The sequence below is a fragment of the Halorubrum tropicale genome (assembly GCF_001280455.1).
Classification (GTDB): domain Archaea; phylum Halobacteriota; class Halobacteria; order Halobacteriales; family Haloferacaceae; genus Halorubrum; species Halorubrum tropicale.
In genome coordinates this window covers 96,655-119,885 of record NZ_LIST01000007.1, presented here as the reverse complement: position 1 = coordinate 119,885, position 23,231 = coordinate 96,655, and the positions used below count along the sequence as shown (strand labels likewise).

Here is a 23,231-nt window from a genome sequence, read left to right as displayed (position 1 = left end):
TCAGGACTCCGTCGGCTCCAGCATGGCTGGCTCGACGTTGATTCGGAGGCGATACGTACTATCGGTCGATCCAGTGTCGGGCCGCGTGGGATCCAGTGGGGAATAGCCACTCGTGAACGACGCGACGAGTTCCTCGCGGGTGGGGAGGCCGATGCCGAGCTGATCGGCGAGGTAGACGATCCGCTTGGTCGCAGCGCCGTTGTCGAGGCGTTCGAGGTACTCGCCGACGGTGTCCCAGTCGCAGCCCCGGTCGTCGGCGGTGCGCATCGCGGTTGCGAGTTCCCGAAGGCCACCACAGAACTCGGGGTGGTCCGCACAGTCGACCAGCGTCTTCTCCAGGTCGCTGACCTGAACGGTCGTGCCCTCGACCGATGTCGGCTCAAAGCCGAAGAATTTCCGCTCGGTGACTGTCGTGACGCGGTACGGGACGCCGTGGATCTCCCTGTTTTGCGCTCGGGTCGGCGTGACGACGTACACCGTCCGAGGTACTTGTTCGGTCAGCCCGTGGTGGCTGAGGGCGCTGTAGTAGCCGATGTACATCGGCTCGGCGATGTGGGCGGCGATGAGGTACTCGTGGGTGGTGTACACGGCCTCCTCGCCGGCAGTGAGTGGAATGATGAGATACGTGCCCGGGAAGAGCCGGTCGAGCCAGCCCTTCTCGGTGAGCCGGGAGGCGATCTCGCGGGCGGTGTTTGGGGGGACCTCCAGCGTCGTCTCGATGTCGTCGACGGAGATGATCTGGTGACCCGCGCCAGCGAGTCGTGCAAGGAGTCGACTTTCTCGAGTCGAGAGACCCTGGCGCATATTTTTCATTTGTTCTATGGTACTCATACCTGCGTTTCTTACATAGAGTATAAACACGGGCCTGCTTTAGCCTTGCGACTGTCGCGAACGGCGGAGACGAGCAGACTTAACCAACGAAATTGGGGGTGTCGAGTCGAGTGTTGGTTAAGAATTCAGACGGCGTCTTCGAGCACGTCGATGAGCTCTTCTGCTGTGGAACTGATCCGGTCGAGACGGTTACGAACGATCTCGGGATCGTCCGACTCCCACGCGGCTAGGTAGAACGCCGACCCACTGGTATCCAGCCCGCAGTACCGCCCGACGACGTAGGCGACGGCTTCGGCCTCGACTTCGCGTTTCGCCCGCTCGGTGTCGTCGTCGACGTCGAAGTGGAGCAGGGCGTGGGCGTACTCGTGGATCAGCGTCCGCGCAAGGTCGGCATCGTTCTCCCGATCACGCACTTCGACCCGCGGTTGCATATCGACGAGACTCAGCTGCTCGCAGATGCCCTTCGCCTCGCCGTGCGTCCACTCTTGGGCTGGAACGATCCGCACCGTCACGCCGAGATCATCGCCGGCAGCAGTCAACTGTTCGACGAGGTCGCCGGCGTCGCCGGTCGCCTCCGTGTCGAGATCAGGAAGCGGTTCGCCTTCGGTCTGGGAGACGTCGAACACCGGCGCGGGCTTGAACCCGACCAGCCCCTCCGACCACTCCTCGGACGGCGTCTCGTCGTACTCACAGTCACTGTTCTCGTGGTAGCTCGGCGAGTTCTCGCACTCCGGGCATTGCTTGGTGATGATCGGCGCCCAGATCCAGATGGCCGACTCGCCCTCCGTGACGTGGCGGTCGAACTCTTCCTGCCACGTCCGGTAGCCCGCCACCCGAGTCGCCTCGGGACATTGGCGCTTGATGAGGAGCGTGTTCCGATACGAGTAGTCGTGGAAGCGACTCTGGACGTCGAGCCACTCCTGGAACTCCGCGCTGGCCTGCGCGTCGTCGACGCCGGCGACGAGGTCGTCGATCCACTGTTCGATAGTGCTGTTCATTTCGTCGGATCGCGTGTCGGTCTGGTCGAAGGAGACCGACGAGTCACTAGTCGTAGCCATTGTGTTCACCGAATCAAGGTCACGGCGACTGCGTCTGTTCAGACCGCGCCGCACCCCTCAGGGGGCTCCAAAAAAACCGGTCTGTCGGTTAGCGGAGCTCGTGGCGTTCGTCTACGAACCCGACTGTGACAAGGTACTCGAGAAAGTCTTCGAACCGCTTGATGTCGCTAGGCGTGTCTGTCGCTAGGTGACGCGTCCATTCGATGGCCCACTGGAAGGCGGGATCTGTGCCGCCCTTGCCGTGAATGTACCACCACCGGGCCGCTTTTAACACGACCAGCGGATTCGTCGGCGGGTGTTTACTGGCGAGTCCCTGGGTGATGGACTCGATTTCGTCGGGGACATCGGTGGGTTCGACGTCGCCTGATTGCGTATTGTCGATATCGACCGGGATCTCGTCGATCGAGACGTTGTCGGGACTCTGTTGTTGACTCACAGGCAGTCTCCTCTGAGAGCTTTTGAAGGAGCCCTCGCCCTCTCTGGGGCACGAAAAACAGGGTGTGAAATCACGCCGGTAGGGGTAGACGCTCTGCTCGGAGATGTTCTCTAAACCACTCATTAGAATCCGCAGAATGCGGCGGGATAGCGTCGCTCTGAGGGTAGAAGTGAAGCGGAAGAAACGTGTTTAAACCACTCTCCCACTTCGCTAAGCAAGTTCTGTCGTCGGCTCAATGGCGCTGTGCCGCCAGACTAATCTCTCCGGAACGCCCTCCGTTGAGAAGGCGTCCGGCCCCTGCTGCGCCATTTGTTTGCTGCGTACGATCACGTGCACAACGCACGGTTAGACAGCGGGCTATACGGTAGCGTTCGATGGCCGAGTCCGTCTTTTCGGTCATCAAGCGTCGGTTCGGCCCCGTTGTCCATCCTCCCGCGTGGTACCGCGAATTCTGCGAGTTAGTATTGACTGCCGCACTTTATAAACTCGAACAGGCTCCCAAACAGTGAACTCGACGCCATCCTCGGATTCAACAAAGTATACTCTATGAAATCACGTACTGACTTAAAATCGACCTTCACAAAATGAGTTTTACGATGCGCGTCAACTACATTACTACGAGAGTAGATTATTTTTAATTTCTCCCGGTGGAATTAGATTTAGTCGTACAACTACAGCCCCCCCGTCGGATCAGGTCGCCAACTGTCGTGTCGGAACCACAGTTAGGGCAGACAGCGCGCACGTCGACCAGCACGTCGTAGTCGCCACGGTCAAGCTCCTCCGCATTTGCGAGCGACGAGACGGCGGATTCGGCGACCGCTGACAGCCGCCCTTGAAGCTTCTCGATGGTCTCAATCTTTCTTTCGGCTATATCGTCGTTTCCCAACGGGAGGCTCGCCTCGCGCTCCTGCGTGAGATATGTGTGGATCGCTTGGTGGGTGACGAAGTCGCGGGTGAGGTCATCCGCGTCGATTCCCTCCCGTTCAAGCCTGCGACGCGCTCGCGTTACAGACGACCCGGACTCGCCACGTAGGGCCTTATACGTGCTCGATACATCGACGTTGATCGACGAAATACTCGCCTTGCGGAGAGCAGCCTCCAGCACCGCCTCATTAAACTCGTCGGCGAGATCCCGCAGGCTTGTCCGATTGCCTGCCTCTCCAGTCCATTTGGCCTCCAGCCTCGGGCCCATGCCGTCGAGGTCATACTCACGAATCACGCGTGCGACCTTCGTATTTTCGCCGCTCGCTTCGGTGGTCATAACGGCATTTTGCCTTCGAGCGTGACAAAATCATCGGTCCACCAACGAAGCGGACTTGTGGGAACGAGTTTCGCTTGGCTGCCTCCCCCGTGGTCTTATAACCAATATTTGACTGATCGGTCGCGTCAAGTTAGAGGGTAGGGCGGACGAGTTCTGAGTGTCTATGGCAGAATTCGACTGTCTCAACGATGGTATCGCATAGATTGATTTGTCATTTGTGGGCGAGATAGAACACCGCTCTGGGTGATTGAAGTAGTAATCCGCTGTCACTTGACCCATATCACTATGTAAAGTAAGAAAATTTCTCGCGATAAAGGGAATTGATCAGACCCACATCGCTATCTACAATTGGGTTCTCAAAGCCGATCTACAGCTGATATCGGCCTTCTCAGAGGATCAACTTGCGGTTGCCGAGAAGATGCTCCGCCTCCACGGCCAGCAGTTCTGGCTGTATGGCGTGGTTGATCCGTATACGAAGGCTCTGTTGAAATCCCATTCTTCAGACATAATATCATGTGAAACAGCCGGCCGATGAGAGCTGCGAATTGACCGGACTGAACTCTGGCGATTCGGATCCCGTTCCGCACACCGTGGAAGAGACGAGTCGCGCATGTAGCACTACCACGTACTAATCCACCGTCTTGACGCCGGTAATCGCAAATCGTGCGCCCCCCGAGATACTCTCCGTAGCCTGTATCTCCCAATCGTGGCCGGTAACAATCTGCTGGACGATATTCAACCCAAATCCCGTCCCGTCCGGGTTCGTCGTGAACCCGGTCTCAAAAACTCGATCACGCTCTTCGGGTGGAATTCCAGGTCCATCATCGGCGACTGAGAAGCCGTCCGACTGTGCTTCGACGGTTACCTCTACATCTGCCCCGGCGTGTTCGATAGCATTTCGGAATAGGTTCTCGAACAATTCCCGTAATCGGGACTCATCCGCAAGTATCTGCGTATCGGAGCCTGCCAACCGCAGGTCGGCGTCGATCGTTGCGACTGAGTCCCAGGCTTTCGTCACGGTGTCGAACAACGACACTGGGTCTGTCTCCCCGACCGGTGTGTTCGTCCGTGCGAGCTGTAACAGCTCAGACACCAGCGAATCCATCCGTTCAAGCGCGTTGTCAACGAGAGTTAGCTCATCGCGGTCGATGTCTGCCTGTAGCATATCGACATAGCCCTGCGCGACGTTGAGCGGATTCCGAAGGTCGTGTGAGACGAGCCCGGCGAAATTCTCCAGACGTTCGTTCTGCTGTTGAATTTCACGCTCCTGCGCCTTGCGTTCAGTAATGTCTTTGATCGTCCCAAAGTGGTACGGCGCCCCGTCAATCGTTCGCTGCGTCGTGACCGTCGCCACGGGCACGCGGTTCCCACTGTACTCATGGACAGTCTCCGCCTGCCGTGTGTCACCGTCAGCGAATGAGTCCCAGTACGCGTCGAACGTGTCGGGGTCGACCTCGGGTGCGACCTCCCAAATCGCTACTCCGATCAGATCGGCCGGCGTGACTGAGAACAGCTCAGCGTAAGAGTCGTTCACGTAGATATACCGACCGTCTTGTCCGTATATCCCGACGCCGACGCCGACTGCCTCGACCATCTGCTGGAAAAACTCGGAGGAGAGATCACCCGGTTTCGAGTCGCCGTCGCTCATATGCCGTATCCTCTGTCGGCTGGTTACTTACTCTTTGGTAGGTCCGCACCGACCGATGAGCGCTTCACCTGTACTGAGCGATCGAGAGCACAAAACTATCACCTGCTGAGGATTTCAACAGAGCCTATACGAACGAAATTCTCCACGTGAGCCTCTATCCACCCGCAAATAAACAGACGATACGATGGTTTCTGACTGAGCTACACCGGTGCTACCAGCTCAGTGATGTGGAATCTCTCGTCGATGTCACAGACTATCTTGGTCCAGTTCTCGCTGAGGACGGGTATTGATTTCGAATTAATCACCATGGAAATCGGAATGCGAATAAAAGTATTTTTTGAGAAATAGAACGACGAACATCTTCGTTCGCAAATAGTTTTAGCTATGTTGCCCTGGAGGTAGCTCAAAATTGGATTAAAACCGTCGCCGTCTACCACAATTCACGTCAAAGTTCAGACGACCATCGTAGTGGAGGTGAATTAAAAACGGATTCAAGGCCGTCGCTGTCAGACAAACTTTCACCCTATGTAACGCGACCGCCCCCCGATACGATGGGACACCGGAAGCGGTCCGACAGGTCCGAGTTGGGACCTGAAATCGCTCAGTCGAGCTGTTCGACGTAGGTATACTCGTCGGAGAGCGCGTTCGCGTCCTCAGGCAGGAGAGCAGCGATGAGGTAGTCGGCGTGGGACTGGAAGTATTCCACAACGCGCGCGATACGATCTGAATCGATCGCTTCGAGCGAGTCTAGTAAGACGAACGGGACGGTCTCATGGACATCGTGGACGAGGTATCCGGCAAGTGCGAATACAAGCCCGGTCACCTCACGCTCGCTCTCCGAAAGGTGGTCGACCGTGTCTTCGTAGGCCGTTCCGTCGGGCGACGAGCGGACGATATGGAGGTCGAACTGGGTCCGTGTGACCTTGCGACGGCCCTCGCGGACCTCCACTTCTCGGCGCTCGATCCAAATCCGGTCAAGATTCTCGTACTCTAAAATGTCGAGGACCGTCTGCATATGCTCGTTGAACTCCTCGACGGCGTTCTCCTCGATGCGGTCGACGCGCGTCCGCAATTCGGTCAACCGCTCAGTGATCTCCTCGCGTTCGGCCTTCAGGTCTTCTCGTCGATCGATCGCCTCCTCACGGTCGTCGATCTCGTCGTCGATCTCGTCGATCTCGTCTTCGAGCCGTTCGATCCGGAGCTCGATGCCGTTCGCCTCGCGGTGGAGCTCCAACGTTTCGTCGTAGCCGTCGACATCGATCGACTCGGCCTCGGCTTCCAGTTCCTCGATCTCCTCCTGTTTCGATGCGATCCGGTCCTCCAAGTCTGAGATTTGTGACTCGGTCGACTCGATCTCTGTCTGTACCGTTTCGAGCCGCTTCTCGGCGCGCTCAATCTCGCGTTGCGTCTCGCGGATCGATGACTGTCGCTCCGTGAGCTCCTGAATTTCGGCGCGTATCTCGTTGCGCTCGTCGAGCTTGTTGGAGCGGAGCTCCCGGAGTCGGTCGAGCGTCGCCTCGATCTGGTCGGTCTCGACCTCGGACCCGCAGGTCCAACACATCGTCTGGTCGCCCGCAGTCAGTGCGTCGGTCGGGTCGTCGCCGGGCATCCCCTCGTCGATGTCGATCCCCGAGCCGTCGACCATGTCCTCGTTGAAGCCGATGACGCTGCCAAGCTCGTTGATCTCGTCGTCGAGCGAGCGCTTCCGGCGCCGCAGTTCGTCGATGCGACCGGCGAGGCGGTCCGGGTTCTCGTCCGGGTCCTCCGCCGCCTCGACCGTCTCCTCTAACTCTTCGCGCTCCGATTTCAGCTCTGAGAGCGTCGAGCGCTCCGTTTCGACGTCGAACTCGAGGTCGTCGAGCTCGGACCGTGCGTCGCGAACGCGCTGGAATGCCTCTTCCATCTCCTCTTTGCGCGTCCGGCTCTCCTCGACGCCGGCGTCGAAGCTGTCGAGTTCCTCGCGGACCGTCTCGAGTTCCCCCTGTGCCGCCTCCAGCTCCGCGACCTTCTCGCGGCGGTCCGCTTCGAGGTCGGGTAGGTCGCGTTCGAGGCTGTCGAGTTTCTCAATCTCGGACTCCAACTCGTCGCGTTTGCGCTTGTACTCGCTGATCTCCGCGTCGATCGAGTCGGTGTCGATCGGACGCATGATGATCTCCCGGAGGTCGTCGCCGCGCGCCACCGCCCGACGCGCCTCGTTGTTCTCCAGCAGGAACGCGAACAGGTCGGCCAGCTCGGAGTCGTCGAGGTACGGATCGCCGCCGTAAACGACCGAGTCCCCGCGGCGCTGTAGCGTTCGCGTGTACGTCTCGTCGCCGAGTCCGAGGGTAACTTCCCCTTCTTCGGCGTCGCCCTTCAGCGAACTCTGTCGGCTGCCGAGGCCGGCCATTAGCGCCTGTAGGAACGAGGTCCGGTTCGTTGCGTTTCGCCCGGTCAAAATTGAGACGCCGTCCGAGAGCGTCACCGACGCCTCGTCAATGCCGCCGATGTTCCGAACATCGACGCGGACGGCGTTTTTCGAGATCTGAGCCATCAATATAGTATGAGAAGGATAGTTGTGGTGTTAAACCTACGGCTCTATTGTATACATACTAACTGACAAAAATGAGATCAATATTAACTGGACTACGTAAGAAACAACACGTCGATAGCACAGTCTTTCACATCAACTTAGTCATGTTAAGTCAAGCATGTTCCCACCAGACGGCGTAGGCTTGTAACCACGTTTCGAAGGCCGGTAGTTAGATAGAGCAAAATAGTTTGGACACAAATATGTTAGTCAATATATCTTTTCAAATATATATTCAGCCGTAATTCTGAACCCATGTTATTGAAGCCGGTTGCTGGGTTTTTTTCGTTGGAGCCCTCCAATCAGATCATATACGTCATCAACGGGAAGCATACATCTTCGACATCGTGCTTCTTGAAGATCGGTAAGAAACCTTGTACGATCAGAATCGTATACGTCGGAAACAGCCGTTAATAAGGTCTTATTCTCTTCAGGATCGACTGCGGCGTACAGCCAGTACTGTTTGTCGTTAATTTGGATCGTCTTTTGACCGACAGCAACGCAGTACAAGCTTTCGCCGTCAGCTGGCTGTCGATCGGTTTTTTGTATTCAGTTGTGAACCGGGACTTGATGGCGATAATCACCCAACTATTCACATAATATAACTGTATTCAAAAATGATAGGACTATTGGATGATCACCAATATCTATTCAATTATTTCGCAGGGTGTCAGCTCTCGTTCCACAAACTCTACGTCGATTATTCGGTAGGCTCGGTGAGACGGAGAATTTCTGGCATAGGTACTAGAATATCATCGCCTTGTCGCTAATTTAAGACCACGGTCTGTTCCAGCGGTTAAGTCCGTCTGTCGATCTGTTCATAATATGTCTTCTGGGGGAGCGCGGCGACGAGGTAGTCGGCGTGGTTCCAGGAGTAGTCGACGACCATCGAGACCCGGTGGGTCAATCGCCTCAAGCGAGTGGAGTAGGATGAACAGTCTTGCTGAGGAGGATGTCCGCAAATCCGTCATCACCGACGCTATTGATTGTCCTTATCTCCACGACGCCGAATGCCGACCTTGGTCGCGACGACCGAACCGTCTGTCCCAAAGGCTGCTACCCCAGTGTGTCCGAGACTGGGTTGAACGGATGCGCTTCCGGCGCTGACAGCACAATGTTCAGCCCATCGTCAAGGCGATGCCGAACGTAGTGGCCTTCACGTCCTTCGAGCCGAAAACCGATCCCAGCCCGCCGCAGCTGAATGAGCGCTTCTCCGTCGTCAGGACCGACGGTACCGGACTCGTTCTCGCCTGCTGGGAAGATCACGGCGGTCAGGTCGCTGGAAATGCCGTGTTCGTCATCGGGGTAGACGGTCGTCTTCGGGGTGATCCCGCCCGCGAGCTCCGGTTAGGCCTCGAACTCGATGCCGTCATCGCGCACGTGGACGGCGACCAACTCGTCGATCACGCCTGCCAGCTCGATAGCCCCGTACCCGGTCGCAGCGATGTGCCGCGAGACGAAACCAACTGCGTTTGGGGAGTGAAGCCTGTCCGTTAGCGGTGAGAGCATGATAGAGTTTTTCTAGCCTGTGAAACTCATCCGAAACGTCTGTATCGGCCCAGTAGTGAACATGGCGTGGTTCTTGGACCGAGCGGGTCCGCCTCAAACACGATCCGCTCGCGTGCGAGCAGCGTCGCCCCGCCCCGCCCGACGATGTATCGCTCTTGACCCTCGTAATTTCGGCGTCACACCACGAAAATATATTTTTTACATATTGTGCTAACCGGGCCCGATCCACTGCTCACAATTAATTGATCTGTCCGGAAAGTAGACGACCTGCCCCGGCAACTTGTGTACTGAGATTTAGGTGATCTAGGATTTCATAGGTCGTAGCGGCTGCTGCCGAGAAAACCGGTAACCCATATTTGTCTTCTGCGGCCTGTATTGATGCCAGTGACGGCATCTGAACGCATGAGGACAGCACTAATGCGTCAGCAGCATCCGTATCGAGATCCGCGGCGATGTTGAGTAGATTACGCTGGTCAAGCTGTGCGACCTCAAGATTATCTGGACACTCCAGTGTCTTGTAGTCTATTACACTGACACCGGTACTTTCGAAATACTCGATCATAGTTTCAGTCAACTCTGTCATGTACGGTGCAATCAAAACAATATTCTCTGCATCCAGCCGATCCATGGCCCGCACCAGGGCGCCGGCGCTGGTAACCACGGGTGCGTCAGCATCATTCTCGACAGTCTGTTGATGTAGTGCTGCCTCACTCTCCTCATGATATCCCGGTCCCTGTGCCATGATTCCAATCAGACACGCGTAGGCGAGGACATCACACCGTGCATCTGACAACAGCGTAGCACAGTCTAGAGACTGCTCATCCATCCGCTCCAACTCCTCCTGTGTGACACTTTGCATCCGCATCCGGCTTGAATGGAAGGTGAACTGCTCGGCATAGTGGTCAGGCCGACTTTGTAGCATCGCCGGAATTTCTGTTTCCATCGTTACATTCGAACTGGGTACTATCAATCCTATGCGGAAATCATCTGCCATGGTATGGTATACCGTGTTTACCACAGCATATTAAATCTATTCTATCCACAATAGCTGGCCGAATGATAAAAGGGACCCTGCGAGACATCAGAACTGACGGAGACACGCTCGAGGCAGTAGTAGACGACGCGGATATTCCTCCTCACTAATAGGTGTACAAAGCGCATGGGGTCACTCTCTCGTCCGTCCTTCTCTTGACCCCCGAGAAATTTGTGTGTTCTCCGGCCAACAAGGAACGCTTTAGTCCTCAGTAGTTCCCGGTCGAAACTATCGGTGGGGCATCGTGAGGGCCGTACGGTGCGTCGTCCAGATACTCGCCAGCCGGTTCGAAGTAGTCAGCCAGCGACGCTGCTGCCTCCTTCCGGAGCACGGTCGCTGGGTTATCTCCCTGGAGATATTCTAGTGCCTGGCCGGCCGCGTTCAGGTTGTACTCGGCGGCTTTCTCCCGGCGAGCGGCGTACAGCTCTACCTCGTCACGGGCGACAGCGTCAATTGTTGAGTGATAGGCCGTGGCGACCGCTGAGGCGGCTTCGTCAGCATCGGCGATCCCAGAGTTCATCCCGCGGGCGCCGAACGGGGCCAGCAGGTGTGCAGCTTCGCCAGCCAGGAGGACACGGCGGTCGTCATCGATGAACGTATCGGCCATCACTTGGAGGAACTTGTAACTGGAAACCCAGTACAGTTCCTCGGCGTAGGCCTCACCCATAACCTCGGCGACGAACTCACGCATCTTCTCGTCAGTCACCAGCTCTTCCGGGTCGTCCCCATCGATACACTGGATGTCGAGCCGCCAGCCGTCAGTAAATGGGACGAGCATCACGTTTCGGCCACCGACGGCCGGGTCATCGTAGTGAAACAGCCGTTCGTTTGGCCATTGTTCCTCCTCGTCGTCGATCTCGTTGACGTCGGCGATAATGAACGAGTTCTCTGACTGGTCGCCGTCGAATTCAGCCCCGATCTCTTTCCGGACTGTCGAACCGCCACCGTCCGCGCCGACGAGATATGGTGTCTCCCACTCACGGCCGTCTGCTGTCTCGACGTAGACACCGTCTGGGCTCGATTCGACTGTCTCTACAGCGCTATCCCAGTGAATCTCGATGCCGGCCTCGTCGAGGGCTTCATGCATGTACTCCTCGGTACGGACCTGCGGGACGCTGGTGAAGTGGGGGAACTTCCCGTCCCCGCCGGGGTTGTCGTAGGTCCGCTTGAACACTTCCTTGCCCCGCCAGCAGGTCCGCCGGGTCGGCCAAACGATACCCTCCTCAACGAGGTTCTCACCGAGGCCAGGGTGGACCCGTTCGAGGGTGTGAAGTGTTGTGCCGTGGACGTATATCGCTCGGCTTCCGGACCGGTCCCGGTCTTCGGACTCCGCCTCAAGAATCGCCACGGGCACACCGCGTGCGTGCAGCGCGAGGGCCGTAGTCATTCCGACTGGGCCTGCACCGGCAATCAACACTGGGTGTTCTGTGTCAGTAGTGCTCATCGTCGGTTGTTGGTTGTGATACGACCGTCATAATTATTGTGGTTAGGTGGAAAGATTCTGAGCGTTAAGCCACTCTACAGCAGGAAATCGGCGTCGCTATTCGGGGGAGAACACGCGCTTCGCCGCCGCTTTACAGCCCGAGTTGCGTCTCGACCCAGTGGTCGCGAGCCGCGAACACCATTTCCTCTTCGTCCGCGAACACTGTCGTCTCGGCAACGAACTCGTCCCAGGTCCCGTCGGGCACCAGTTCTAGATCCGCGGCCGAGTCCGCCTCAGAGGGACTGGCCGCAACCATCTGGTCGAAGTCCCCGAAGTCAGTGTTTGCCTGTATGAACGCCTCGTCGAAGATGTCCGTGACGGGTATTTCCTCGTGCTCTCCGACGATGTCACGTGGATTCGGAAGCTCATCAGCTTCGGCAGCTCTTTCTGCGAGATTGCTTGGTTGAACCATACAGATCATGTTGACTGATACCACGTAAACGTTTCTGATAGTAAGCCTCAAGATTCGACACGAATGTGCGAAGTCGGCAGCGAAATCGAAGCCGACGCGAGCGGCGAAATCGGTGGGGAGTCGGGAGTCACCGAGACGTCTCGGCGAGGACGGACGCGGCGTAGGCACCGCGCTCGGGGCTGTCGAACGTCGCCACGCCAAGGTCCTCCATCCGGTCGCGGTCGTCGCTCAGTGCGGCGTCCGGCCCGGCGACAGTAAAGACGACGGGCTTGTCGATGTCGGCGGTGAGCTGTTCGAGCTCCTCGACGGGATATCCCAGCGAGTGTTCGAATATCTCGTAGACCAGCACGATGTCGACGTTGTCGTCGCGCCCCACGGCGTCAATGACATCACCGAACTCCGGCATGGGCCGCCCCGTATCGACGGGGTTCCGGTCGTAGGTGAATCCGGGGAGGATGTCGTCGAGGCGTTCCCGGGTGTCCTCGGTTAGTTCCGGGAAGTTCACGCCACGTTCGTCGAGGTAGTCAGCCATCATGATACCCGGGCCGGCCTGTGCGGTGACGAGGCCGACGTTCGGGCCGTCGGCCTGTGGACACTGCGCCAGGACCCGGCTCGCGTCGAGCAGTTCGGTCAGCGAGTCCGCCATGACCGCCCCCCCGTTCGTGAAGGGGCGCTCGTAGCGCTCGGACTCCTGGATAGGCGCTGCTGTGTGTGCCTGGACGAACTCCTCCATCTCGTTGCCCGATTTGAGGGCGACGACAGGTGTGCTGGCCGCTTCGACCGCCTCGATAACGGAGTCGATTTGGTCGGTGCCTTCGATGTGAAGCGCGATGGCGTCGACCTCCGAGTCGTCGTCGAGCATCGGTATGACCTCGTCGAAGTCGGTGTTCACGCGGTTTCCGAGGCCGTACATCCCCGCGGTCCCATACCCTTCACGATCGAGCTGGAAGGTGGCCGTCACCCCTACGCCGCCGCTCTGCGCGGCGATGGCGACATCGCCGGAGTCTATCTCGTCGAACCCTGGGACGAAGGAGCTAAACAGGTGTCTGTGGGGGATGATATGCCCGGCCGTGTTCGGTCCGAGCACGGCGATGTCGTACTCCTCGGCGATCGACTGTACGTCCGCCTGCAGCTCGATGCCCTGCCCGCCGGCCTCGGCGAAGCCGCCGGCAAAGACCACGGCGGCCCCAACGCCCGCCTCGCCACACTCCTCGATGACCTCCGGGGTCACTGGGCCGGGGACACAGCAGAGCGCGAGGTCGGCGTCGGTGTCGGCGACGGATTCGACGAAGTCGTAGCCGTAGACCGACCCATCTCCCGAGGGGTTGACCGGGTAAACGGGCCCGTCGAACTCCTTCGCGTTCGCCATCGCGTCGTTGCCGAGTTTGCCTGGTGTCTTCGACGCGCCGATAACTGCGATGCTGTCCGGATCGAATAAGTCATTGAGACTCATACGCTCACTTCCCACGAATGCTGGATATAATTTTCGACTGTGAGCTATTGGCGGCGGAGCCTCGCTCGGTGAACGGTCCACAGGCCGCCGTCGACGGGGCGTTCGGATCGGTTTTTTGTCGATTCGTTACATCCAGACATGTATGCGCTTCTACGAGGATCTCTCAGTCGGCGACACGCGACACTCCGACGACTATCAGATTACCAAGTCAGAGATAGTCGAGTTCGGCGAGAAGTACGACCCACAACCGTTCCACACAGACGAGCAGGCGGCCGCGGGCTCCACCTTCGGTGGACTGGTCGCGTCAGGGTGGCAGACGGCCGCTATCTGTATGCGTCTTCACGTCGAGAGCAGTGAGGACACGGCGACACAGGTGGGCCTCGGCATCGACGACCTCCGCTGGCACCGACCGCTCCGACCGGGTAACTCGCTCCGGCTTCGCACCGAGATACTCAACAAGCGCACCTCTGAGAGTGATTCGAGCCGGGGCATCGTGACGACCGGTCACGAGGGACTGAATCAGGACGACGACCTGGTCATTTCCTACGAGGCGACCGCGATGGTCCAGCGATGGGACGGCGGCGAGTGAGCGGTGCGTAGCAGCTTCCGGCATGAAACATTTTATCATATGGGGATGGTAAACACTGACATATGTCCACATCTCACCCAGACGACGCAACGGTAGCGCCTGACCTCCCGGACGAGTACGGGGAGACCGAACGCCTGCGCGCTCAGCGCGACCACTGGCGGAGCCTCTTTGATCAGATGGTCGCGCTGTTCCCCGAGCCGGTCATAGTCGTCGACGACGACGGGCGCCTGACACACTGGAACGACGAGCAAGCCGAGTTCATCGGCACGCCGGCCGAGGACGCGCTGTATCGACCGGCACACGAGGTCGTGGGGACCGAAGACGTGACCGAGACGCTCGCTGAAGAGGTGGTCCGGACGGGGGAGGCAATCAAGGAGACGACCGTCAGGACAGGCTCCTACGAAGACGGAACCGACTGGCACGTCCGCGCAACTGGCGTCCCGCTGGTGTCCCCCGAGGGAGGGATAGTCGGCTGTTTCGAGTACGTCAGTCGGGTCACCGACCTCGTCGAACAGCGCGAGTCGATGCAGGCGGTACAGGAGCGGGTTCAGAAGGACATCGACGCGTCCGTCGGCGATCTTGAGGCAGCGGCCACGCAGGTGACCGAGAACGCGGAGGAGATCGCAGATATCGCGGAGGCAGAGGCCGACAACATCGAACGTGTAGATGGGGAGATACAGAACCTCAGCGCGGCGACCGAGGAAGTCGCGTCGAGCGTCGAGACCATCAGCACGCAGAGCGACGCGACCGAAACACTGGCTGAGAACTCCGAGGCCGCCACGCAGGAGTTGTTAGAGACGGTAGAAACCGTCACGGAAGCGAGCGAGCAGATGGCGACCGATGCGACGAAGCTGGGCGACCAGATAGCCGAGATAGACGACGTGGTGGCGACTATCGACGACCTAGTCGAACAGATAAACATGCTCGCGCTGAACGCCTCCATCGAGGCGGCCCGCGCTGGCGAGGCCGGCGCGGGGTTCGCAGTGGTCGCGGACGAGGTCAAGAGCTTGGCGGCTGAGTCTCAGACGGAGGCCGACCGCATCGAAGAGATGATAGACGACATCTCGTCGATTGCGACCGAGACCGTCACCAGCGTCGAGGAGACGACCCAGCGGGTTGCGGACATCGAGACGGAGATACGGGAGGTAAACGAGAACCAGCGGCAGATACAGGACGCGATCACGGACATCTCGACGCAGCTGGACCAGATCGCCGACGCGACTGACGACCAGGCGACCAGTGCCGAGGAGATTACGGCAACGCTCGACAGAACTGTCAAGGGCGTCAAGCGGGTGGCGGACGAGGTAGCCGAACTCGCCACGGCGAACCAGCGACAGACCTCACAGATAAGACAGATTCGCGAGAGCGTCGAGGCCTTGGACCGGAACCTCGAGGAAGCCGTGGATCGGAGCTAACCGTTACTTCTCCGAGCTGCCACAGACCAGCACTGGAAGGTGTGTGCCGAGAATCACGTCTTGTGTGATACTCCCGAACAGCGCCTTCCCAGCGGGGCTCCGTTTCCGACCGCCGACACAGATCTGGTCGATGTCGAGCTTCTGGGCGTATTTGAGTATCTCTTCTGCCGGGTCGCCGCTCGATTCGAGAAGTTCGACGGTGACACCCGCGGCTTCGAGGCGGTCTTTGGTCTCCCTGACCGCCTCTACTTGGTGAACCGAGGCCCCTTCGGGGTTCTCGTCGAAGACGTGTAGGATGTATGCCTCGGCGCCGTCAGCTGTCTCGACCATGTTCTCGATGGCCGAGATCTGTGCTTGTGCCTGTGATAAATCGTCGTCAAGCGCGAGTAACAATTGTACCATAAAACATGGTTTGTACCAAGCATTTTTATAACTACTGTCTGCTCCGTTGAATCGGATGGCAGCGTGGAGATCACTGTTTGAGAGCCTGTTCGAGGTTGTAGGTCTTGGTGGTAACCAAGAGTTCGCGGAATTCGTGGTACCACGCGCTAGGGTGGAATCCGGGGCTGAACCGACGCTTGATGGCCGAAAGACGGTCTCGGCCATTCAACGCTGGCCGTATAATTTGCTGTCCACCAGTGTGTTGTGGGCGTGATCGTAGGCAACAAACAGCTGACAACGAAGCAGAGGTTGGACGCCTTCTGAACAGAGGGCATCCCTGAGCGATTGGTCGTTATAGCCTTTGCCGCTAGCAAGACTCTCAATTTTCTCGGTATTGAGAAGGGCGACTTGACGGCCAGTTTGAGTGTTGTGCGGCCAGTGTGCCGAGCAGTGAAGACGGAGGTACCACACGGTCTGTATCGCCGAGCGCGTCATTTTGAGTGTGCGTATGTGGCGATCCATGCGGTGTTGATAGTGTCTCGATGCCGTTTCGCGGCCAAAGAACGTGGCATCGATGGCACTATGCGAGCCCGGATCGCGGATGGCTGCGGACTCACGAAGGAAGCCTCGCCACACAGACATGGGTATCCTCTCAAACGACCAATACAGCGTTGAGGGTGCGGGAAATGCTGTTCGAGCAAGCTGTAACAGACCACGAACGCGATCCATGTCACTCACCGCCGTTGGACTGGTGGCTCAGCGCTCTTGAGCCAGCGACACGGCCTGCTTAACGAAGGAGAAAAGTAGTTTGCTCAATTCGGCTATTCTGCTTCACTTCTACCTTCTGAGCGATGCTATCCTATCGCGTTCTACGGATTCAACAGAGAACTACCGTCTATTTTCACCAGTCGATGTTCGGGGGACCTGTTAACTTTCTACAGTCTGGAGGCTTTCGTATGGATCGAGACCAAAACTGGGCCTGTGACGGCTGGGACAGCAGTCGGTGCGAAGGAACCCCTTACTGTCCGCCACGTTGTCCGCGCTTTACCGACCGTGAGTCGGCCACAGCCCTCGTTCGACCCCACCAGCCCGCGGACGTGGACGCCTTGGTTGAGATGTATCTCGACTTGGGGCCCGACGCCCGGACGATGGGGCTGCCGCCCGTCACCGAGTCCAAGCTTCGGCGGTGGCTCGGTCGCTTCACCGACGATGGGTGGAGCCTCGTCGCCGAATCCGACGACACAGTCGTGGGCCACACGGGTGTAACGCCGGACAACGCCCCGGCGCCACATCTCATCGTCTTCGTCGCTGACGAGGCACAGGGTCGCGGTATCGGGTCGGAGCTGATACGACAGCTCGTCGCCCATGCGGCTGACCGCGGACACGAAGCACTGTCCCTAACCGTCGCGGCCGACAACCATGCCGCAGTCACGGTGTACGACAACGTTGGATTCGATGTCATCGAACAGCTTGGTGGTGAACTGGAGATGCGGCTCTCGCTTGATGACCCAATAGCGGACCGTGTCCGCCGGCCACCGTCGGAACGGGAGCGTTGAGAGTGGTCTTGGTAGCGATTTAAGCTGCTATTGTTCGATGTAGTCGAACAATTTTCAAACTGTGTCGAGTCAGTTTTTAGTCGGTCCACCGTTTTCTGGTATGTATGGAACGACCATTTGATGGTGAGACGCCCACGGTGGCGGACGACGCGTTCGTTTCGGAGATAGCGTACGCGGTCGGCGACGTCGAAGTCGGCTCCCGGTCGAGCATCTGGCCATTCGTCTGCCTCCGTGGTGACGGGGGGCGGGTCACTGTCGGCACGGAGACTAACGTACAGGAGTTCACGATGCTCCACGGGGCGACAGTCGGTGACGAAGTGACTATCGGCCATGGGGCAGTCGTCGACTACGCCGACGTACATGACCACGCGCTGGTCGGTATGGGGAGCGCCGTTATGGGCGGTGCAGTCGTTGAGTCGAACTGTATCGTCGCCTCGAACGCCGTTGTTCGGCAGGGACAGCGGGTGCCAGAGGGACACATGGCCTACGGTGTTCCTGCCGACACGAGGCCGCTCAGTGACGAACAGGTGGCACAGATCGGCGAGACACACCGGAACTACGTCGAGCTGGCTGCCCGGTACCGTGGGACAGCGGCTGATGGGAGCTGACGTTACAGCCGTACGTCTGTAAAACCGATATGGCCATTACAATTGTACGTCTGTAATAGATAACGGAGAGCTGGGCGATACAGTCGAATACCGGGCGTACACCTGTGTTAGAACCTGACCCGGAATGCCGATACTCCTCTGTTCGATACTATCGAACACAGTAGGCACGGTGATCCCGGTCAGTTAATCCGCCAATCAGTAATGTTTAATTGTGCTGTATACGTATCGAGGGGTATGAAACAGTCCAGAAAGCCCGGCAAGGGGATAAAGTCGGACGAAACACTGTTCGCTCTCATCGAAACACTCCGGGAGGTCGATGGAGCTGGCGTGACCGAGCTGGCGGACCGGCTCGACATCGCAAAGAGCACGATCCACGGCCACCTGACCAGTATGCGGGAACACGGGTTCGTAGTGAAACGCGGCGGAGAGTACCACCTCGGGCTAGGCTTTTTCGACTACGGTCAGTACGTCAGGGGACAACTGAATATCTTCCGTTCGGGGATGGAGGCGGTCGACGATCTGGAGCGGGCCACCGGTGAGATGGCGTGGCTCATCACGCATGAGAACGGTAAGGCGATGTACATCTACGGTCGAGGCGGACAGAACAACATCGACATCAATACCATCTTGGGACAGTGGTCGTACATGCACTGTAACTCCGGCGGAAAGGCCATCCTCGCGCACCTGCCCGAGGAGGAAATACACGCAATCGTCGACGAGTACGGGCTGCCGTCCCGTACCGAGAACACCATCACGACACGTGAGGCCCTGTTCGACGAACTCGCACAAATTCGCGAGCAGGGGTACGCGCTGAACCTCAGCGAGGACCTCAAGGGCATCCACGCTATCGGTGTGCCGCTGACGTTCGAGGGCGAGATACAGGGGGCGCTGAGCATCGCCGGGCCCGCCCACAGGCTCTCAAAGGAGCGGTGTAAAGGGGAAGTCTTTGACCAGCTGCGGGCCGCCACCGACGAGATAGAGATGAACCTCGCGTATCGATGACAGCGGGACGAACGGGCCCGCCACACAGTCCGGTCCACAGAGCGCGACGAACAACGCACCGACGTAGACATAGCTCAACGCTATCTGTGCCCTGACAGCGACGTATGGCGACAGAGTCAGTGCCGCCCCGGCACAGCCGATGGCGGCGGCGGCCGCGACGATACCGAGCCACGGAAACACGCCGACCCATACAAAGGCGAGGACTGCCAGCGCCGTGGCGACGAAACCGCCGAACGCGACCCATCGCGCCCGCGTCGTGCCCACGACGACAGGGACCGTGCGTTTCCCGATAGTGCCGTCGAACGTGGCGTCCAGCTGATCGATGCCGACTTTTATTGCGGCCAACAGCAGCGCGACGCTCACTGCGACCGCAGCGATGTCCGCTCGTAGCCTCCCGGTCTGTGTGACGAACCCGCCAGCGAGTGTGAGCGCGATACCGACCGGGTAATCCACGGTCACGGGAACGGTGTATCTGTCGAGATACGGGGCGTGTAACAGAGCAAGACAGAGCAAGGCGATGAGCGACCCCGCGGCCAGCGTGGTCGTCGTGGCGGCCAGCGAGGCCACGAGCAGGAGCGTGGCGAGCGTTGCCCCCGCCGTCGCCCATCGGTATGTCGACACCGGAAGCGGCGGGTCCTCTTCACCTCGTAGATGGCCGTCGACGAACCCGTCACGCAGGTGGGCGACGAACAGCGCCGCCCCCGCCCCCGCCGCGTGTTGGGCCAGGAGCCAGCCGTTCACACTCGGCGCCAGCAACGCTCCACAGACCGACACTGCGAGGACCGGGAGCATGAACACCGGCCGGATGTGTGCGCTCAGACCGGCGAGGCGTCGAACCATGTCAGGCACTTACTGTGTAGGCCGGGATAAATTACACCGTCCCGATTGCGTCGGTGTAACCAGAACTATTAATACTGCAGTTTGGGTGGTACGTGATAGCAGAACTATCATGAAACTTAGAGAGGCATTCGCCCGGACAGTCCGCTGCTACCCGAATAAAACAGCGATAATTACGGACTCCGGACGGTCGTTCACCTACGCGACTCTCGACGAACGGAGCACGCGCCTGGCGAACGCACTCCACCATCGAATCGGTGATGGACGATGCGCAGTGCTGGCACACAACGGGCACCCGGCCGTCGAATCGATGCTCGCAAACAACAAGCGCGGCGTCGGCACCGCGCAGTTGTCCAATCGCGCCGCCGTCTCGGAGTTGGAGCGGATGGTCGAGACGGGGTCGGCGCGCGCACTACTCTTCGATGACGCCAACGCCGAGACGGCTCTAGAGCTGCTGGATCGGGTCGGGTTCGAAGTCGCGATTCACGCCGGCGAGCGGGATATCGATCACGACCTCGTTGAGTCGTACGAGACGGTCGTCTCCGACGCCGACCACAGTCCAGTCCAGTCGGTCGGTGATGAGTGTGGCATCCTCTACACGAGCGGGACGACCAGCGCGCCAAAGGCGGTCACGTTCGACCAAGAACAACTGTGGTACGGGGCTATCCAGGTCGTGATGGAACACGGTATTGACGAGACGGACACGGCGCTGTGTACGACACCGTGGTACCACATGGTGACCACCGACGCCTGGATTTACCCGCACCTCGTCGCCGGCGCGACAATAGTCCTCCACACCTCCTTCGACCCCACCGAGGCGCTGTCACTGATCGAGGAACACAACGTGAGCGGCCTGCTCGCCGTACCAACACAGCTCAAAGCTCTCATCCCCGTCCAGCAGGAACGGGCATTCGACGTGGACTCGCTGGGGTACATCAGGACCGGCGGTTCCATCGTCACGGAGGACCTCGTTGCGGACACGACCGAACATCTGACTGACCAGGTCTACAACACCTACGGGATGACCGAGGCCGGCCCGGACCTCACGTTCGCCCACCCGAGCGTCCAGGAGGACCACCCTGGAACCATCGGCAAGGAGTCGTTCTCGTGGGAGATACGGGTCGTCGAGACGGCGCCGCTCGACGAGCATCCGGACCCGGAGGCGACGGTCGACGCCGGTGAGCGCGGCGAGATAATCGCCCGCGGACCGGGGATGTCCGACGGGTATATTGACAACCCCGAAGCGGAGGCAAAGAGCTACTTCGACGGCTGGCTCCGCACGCGAGACGTGGCGACCGTCGACGAGGACGACTACCTCTATATCGTCGACAGGGTGGATAACATGATAGTCAGCGGCGGCGAGAACGTCTACCCCACCGAGGTGGAGACGGCCCTCGAAAGCCACCCCGACGTTGAGGAGGTCTGTGTCTTCGGCCTCAACGACGATCAGTGGGGCCAAGTCGTCACCGCTGTCGTCGTCACCGACACCGACCTCACGGCTGAGCAGCTGGATGAGTACTGCCTCGAAACGGAGTCGCTGGCTGATTTCAAACGCCCCCGGGAGTACGCCGTCACCAGCGACCCGCTCGCCCGGAGCGACACCGGGACCGTCGTCCGGAGCCGGCTCGTCGAGAAGCACTTCCCGGACCGGTAGCTCAGAAGAACAGCACGAACAACCCTATTTGGATCGGGACCAACAGGAGCAACGTCGCGAGCGAGCAGAGGCTCGCCATCTTCGTTAGTTCTATCGAGTCGACAACATCGAGCCCGAGGATAGCCACCAGCACGGCCGACTGGTACGGGAAGAAGTAGGCGTTCAGCGCCACGGCCTCTATCATCGCGACGGGGACGAGCGGGATACCGGCACTGGTGGCGAACGACACCAACACCGGCGTCAGGACGCTGGCGACGGCGAGGCCCTCCATCACGAGGGTCAAGGCTAGCGCCGACACGACCACAACGCCGAGCACCAGCGAGAGAGAGGGGTCCGCCGGGAGCGTCGACAGCAGTCGGTTCGCGGCGAGGTCGGTAAACGCGGTCTGTCGCAGTCCCTCGGCGATGGCAAAGATAGCGCCTAGGAAGAAGAGAATCGAGAAGTCGGCCTCGCCGACCGCGTCGGGCCCGACGACGCCGATTTGCGGAGCGAACGCCAGTAACGCGACCACGATAGCCCCGAACAGCGGGTGTAGGCCATGGACGAAGTCCGTCGCCCAGATGGCGACGCCCAGCAAGAGGAAGACCAGCATCCGGCGTTCCCGTGACGTCGTAGAGAGGGCCCCGTCCCGCTCCGGCGTGTTGACGCCGTCCGGGTTATGCGGGCGGTACACGAAGTATGCGATACCCACGATGAGTGCGACGCGGCCGATGCCCATCACTGGGCCGAGCCACAGCGTCCACTCCGTCCACGTGATCGCCGGCCCGCCGCTTGACTCGACGAGGCCGGTGACGATGATGTTCGCGAGTGAGCCGGTGAGAATGCCCGACGAGCCGTAGAATGTCGCGAACAGCGGTCCGAGAAAGATACCGATTTTCGCCCGGCGCTCCTGGAACAGGCCGCCGAGCGACTGTAGAATCGGCGCGAGGATGAGCACCCGGACCAGTGACGACGGGACAAGCACCGCCAACACGAGGCTCCCGAAAGATAGGGTTACGAGCAGATACCGGTAGGCTGCGACGGCGTCGGTCGCCACGGCCCCCGGCATTCGGTGGAGGGCAACCCGCTCGATGAGGTCTGCGAGGCCGCTCTGTCGGGCCGCCTCGCCGATGAGGATGCCCACGACGACCAGCCACGTCGCCGGCGACTGGAACCCCGTCAGCGCGAGGTCGGCGGAGAAGGTGACGCCGATGAGGCCGATCCCGACCAGCGCAGTGAACCACGGCTTGACGGGCGTTCCCACCCACAGCGCGATACAAAAGAGCGAGATAGCGAGCATCCGGGCGGCACCTGTACCGAGCGGCGCAAACCGGAGGACAGCCCCTGCCGTGAGCACCCCGGCCGGAACGGAGAGCCACGCCGGGTCGACATCACGGATGGCGGCTACACGACTGGCAGTTTCGTCCGACATGCTGAGTACCAAGTGACACACTGTGAAGGAGTATCAGCGTACCGGTCCCAAAAGACGCCGTTTGGACAACTTCGCCGGGAAGCCGGCG

General features: G+C 59.4%; 20 protein-coding genes and 2 pseudogenes. 8 read left to right on the top strand and 14 right to left on the bottom strand.

Annotated features, from left to right (window positions below):
- From AMR74_RS15020 to rdfA, 4 genes are all read right to left on the bottom strand, one after another.
- The gene (locus AMR74_RS15020; RefSeq protein WP_053772868.1) at nucleotides 1-831 is read right to left on the bottom strand and encodes a type IV toxin-antitoxin system AbiEi family antitoxin domain-containing protein; all 831 of its coding nucleotides are present in this window, start codon (nucleotides 829-831) and stop codon (nucleotides 1-3) included.
- Nucleotides 832-956: 125 nt separating this feature from the next.
- Nucleotides 957-1,889 carry an ArdC-like ssDNA-binding domain-containing protein gene (locus AMR74_RS15015; protein ID WP_053772867.1) on the bottom strand — a complete coding sequence of 311 codons (933 nt, stop codon included), beginning with the start codon at nucleotides 1,887-1,889 and terminating at the stop codon, nucleotides 957-959.
- Nucleotides 1,890-1,977: 88 nt separating this feature from the next.
- The gene (locus AMR74_RS15010) at nucleotides 1,978-2,325 is read right to left on the bottom strand and encodes a hypothetical protein (protein WP_053772866.1); all 348 of its coding nucleotides are present in this window, start codon (nucleotides 2,323-2,325) and stop codon (nucleotides 1,978-1,980) included.
- Nucleotides 2,326-2,959: 634 nt separating this feature from the next.
- Nucleotides 2,960-3,586 carry a rod-determining factor RdfA gene (rdfA, locus tag AMR74_RS15005; protein ID WP_053772865.1) on the bottom strand — a complete coding sequence of 209 codons (627 nt, stop codon included), beginning with the start codon at nucleotides 3,584-3,586 and terminating at the stop codon, nucleotides 2,960-2,962.
- A gap of 202 nt (nucleotides 3,587-3,788) precedes the next feature.
- Here rdfA and AMR74_RS20070 point away from each other — a divergent pair.
- A pseudogene (locus AMR74_RS20070) lies at nucleotides 3,789-4,073 on the top strand (IS6 family transposase); the annotation flags it as partial.
- A gap of 141 nt (nucleotides 4,074-4,214) precedes the next feature.
- Here AMR74_RS20070 and AMR74_RS15000 read toward each other — a convergent pair.
- Nucleotides 4,215-5,234 (bottom strand): sensor histidine kinase, encoded by a 1,020-nt coding sequence (locus AMR74_RS15000; RefSeq protein WP_053772864.1) that lies wholly within the window; start codon nucleotides 5,232-5,234, stop codon nucleotides 4,215-4,217.
- A gap of 128 nt (nucleotides 5,235-5,362) precedes the next feature.
- Between AMR74_RS15000 and AMR74_RS20065 the strand changes: the two are divergent.
- Nucleotides 5,363-5,686, top strand: a pseudogene (locus tag AMR74_RS20065) (IS6 family transposase); the annotation flags it as partial.
- Nucleotides 5,687-5,835: 149 nt separating this feature from the next.
- Here the strand turns inward: AMR74_RS20065 and AMR74_RS14995 are convergent.
- The 6 genes from AMR74_RS14995 to AMR74_RS14980 all read right to left on the bottom strand — a co-directional run bounded on the left by AMR74_RS14995 (nucleotide 5,836) and on the right by AMR74_RS14980 (nucleotide 13,690).
- Complete coding sequence (locus tag AMR74_RS14995; RefSeq protein WP_053772863.1) at nucleotides 5,836-7,764, bottom strand: archaea-specific SMC-related protein; 1,929 nt, start codon at nucleotides 7,762-7,764, stop codon at nucleotides 5,836-5,838.
- A gap of 1,383 nt (nucleotides 7,765-9,147) precedes the next feature.
- Nucleotides 9,148-9,309: an aldehyde ferredoxin oxidoreductase N-terminal domain-containing protein gene (locus AMR74_RS19640; protein WP_240471183.1), complete on the bottom strand. Its 162-nt coding sequence runs from the start codon at nucleotides 9,307-9,309 to the stop codon at nucleotides 9,148-9,150.
- 238 nt (nucleotides 9,310-9,547) lie between these two features.
- On the bottom strand, nucleotides 9,548-10,303 hold the full coding sequence (locus AMR74_RS17605; RefSeq protein WP_077152357.1) for a maleate cis-trans isomerase family protein: 756 nt from the start codon (nucleotides 10,301-10,303) through the stop codon (nucleotides 9,548-9,550).
- A 247-nt stretch (nucleotides 10,304-10,550) separates the two neighbouring features.
- Nucleotides 10,551-11,786 carry an FAD-dependent monooxygenase gene (locus AMR74_RS14990; protein WP_077152356.1) on the bottom strand — a complete coding sequence of 412 codons (1,236 nt, stop codon included), beginning with the start codon at nucleotides 11,784-11,786 and terminating at the stop codon, nucleotides 10,551-10,553.
- 130 nt (nucleotides 11,787-11,916) lie between these two features.
- Nucleotides 11,917-12,237 (bottom strand): hypothetical protein, encoded by a 321-nt coding sequence (locus tag AMR74_RS14985; protein WP_053772861.1) that lies wholly within the window; start codon nucleotides 12,235-12,237, stop codon nucleotides 11,917-11,919.
- A gap of 127 nt (nucleotides 12,238-12,364) precedes the next feature.
- Nucleotides 12,365-13,690, bottom strand: coding sequence for a CoA-binding protein (locus AMR74_RS14980; RefSeq protein ID WP_053772860.1), 1,326 nt, complete (start codon nucleotides 13,688-13,690; stop codon nucleotides 12,365-12,367).
- A gap of 142 nt (nucleotides 13,691-13,832) precedes the next feature.
- Here AMR74_RS14980 and AMR74_RS14975 point away from each other — a divergent pair, with 142 nt between their 5' ends.
- Nucleotides 13,833-14,279 (top strand): MaoC family dehydratase, encoded by a 447-nt coding sequence (locus tag AMR74_RS14975; protein WP_053772859.1) that lies wholly within the window; start codon nucleotides 13,833-13,835, stop codon nucleotides 14,277-14,279.
- A gap of 62 nt (nucleotides 14,280-14,341) precedes the next feature.
- On the top strand, nucleotides 14,342-15,694 hold the full coding sequence (locus AMR74_RS14970) for a methyl-accepting chemotaxis protein (RefSeq protein ID WP_053772858.1): 1,353 nt from the start codon (nucleotides 14,342-14,344) through the stop codon (nucleotides 15,692-15,694).
- A gap of 3 nt (nucleotides 15,695-15,697) precedes the next feature.
- Here the strand turns inward: AMR74_RS14970 and AMR74_RS14965 are convergent, their stop codons facing one another.
- Nucleotides 15,698-16,096: a universal stress protein gene (locus tag AMR74_RS14965; RefSeq protein WP_053772857.1), complete on the bottom strand. Its 399-nt coding sequence runs from the start codon at nucleotides 16,094-16,096 to the stop codon at nucleotides 15,698-15,700.
- Between the two features lie 935 nt (nucleotides 16,097-17,031).
- Here AMR74_RS14965 and AMR74_RS14960 point away from each other — a divergent pair.
- From AMR74_RS14960 to AMR74_RS14950, 3 genes are all read left to right on the top strand, one after another.
- Nucleotides 17,032-17,631 carry a GNAT family N-acetyltransferase gene (locus tag AMR74_RS14960; protein WP_053772856.1) on the top strand — a complete coding sequence of 200 codons (600 nt, stop codon included), beginning with the start codon at nucleotides 17,032-17,034 and terminating at the stop codon, nucleotides 17,629-17,631.
- Nucleotides 17,632-17,735: 104 nt separating this feature from the next.
- Nucleotides 17,736-18,239 carry a gamma carbonic anhydrase family protein gene (locus AMR74_RS14955; RefSeq protein ID WP_053772855.1) on the top strand — a complete coding sequence of 168 codons (504 nt, stop codon included), beginning with the start codon at nucleotides 17,736-17,738 and terminating at the stop codon, nucleotides 18,237-18,239.
- Nucleotides 18,240-18,473: 234 nt separating this feature from the next.
- Nucleotides 18,474-19,241: an IclR family transcriptional regulator gene (locus tag AMR74_RS14950; RefSeq protein ID WP_053772854.1), complete on the top strand. Its 768-nt coding sequence runs from the start codon at nucleotides 18,474-18,476 to the stop codon at nucleotides 19,239-19,241.
- Here AMR74_RS14950 and AMR74_RS14945 read toward each other — a convergent pair.
- The gene (locus AMR74_RS14945) at nucleotides 19,158-20,081 is read right to left on the bottom strand and encodes a hypothetical protein (RefSeq protein WP_053772853.1); all 924 of its coding nucleotides are present in this window, start codon (nucleotides 20,079-20,081) and stop codon (nucleotides 19,158-19,160) included. The genes AMR74_RS14950 and AMR74_RS14945 overlap by 84 nt on opposite strands.
- Before the next feature lie 109 nt (nucleotides 20,082-20,190).
- Here AMR74_RS14945 and AMR74_RS14940 point away from each other — a divergent pair, with 109 nt between their 5' ends.
- Entirely contained in the window at nucleotides 20,191-21,732 is a 1,542-nt protein-coding gene (locus AMR74_RS14940; RefSeq protein WP_053772852.1) for a class I adenylate-forming enzyme family protein, read from the top strand.
- Between the two features lies 1 nt (nucleotide 21,733).
- On the opposite strand, the gene AMR74_RS14935 is transcribed toward AMR74_RS14940, so the two are convergent.
- Nucleotides 21,734-23,143 (bottom strand): SLC13 family permease, encoded by a 1,410-nt coding sequence (locus tag AMR74_RS14935; RefSeq protein WP_053772911.1) that lies wholly within the window; start codon nucleotides 23,141-23,143, stop codon nucleotides 21,734-21,736.
- Between the last annotated feature and the right edge of the window lie 88 nt (nucleotides 23,144-23,231).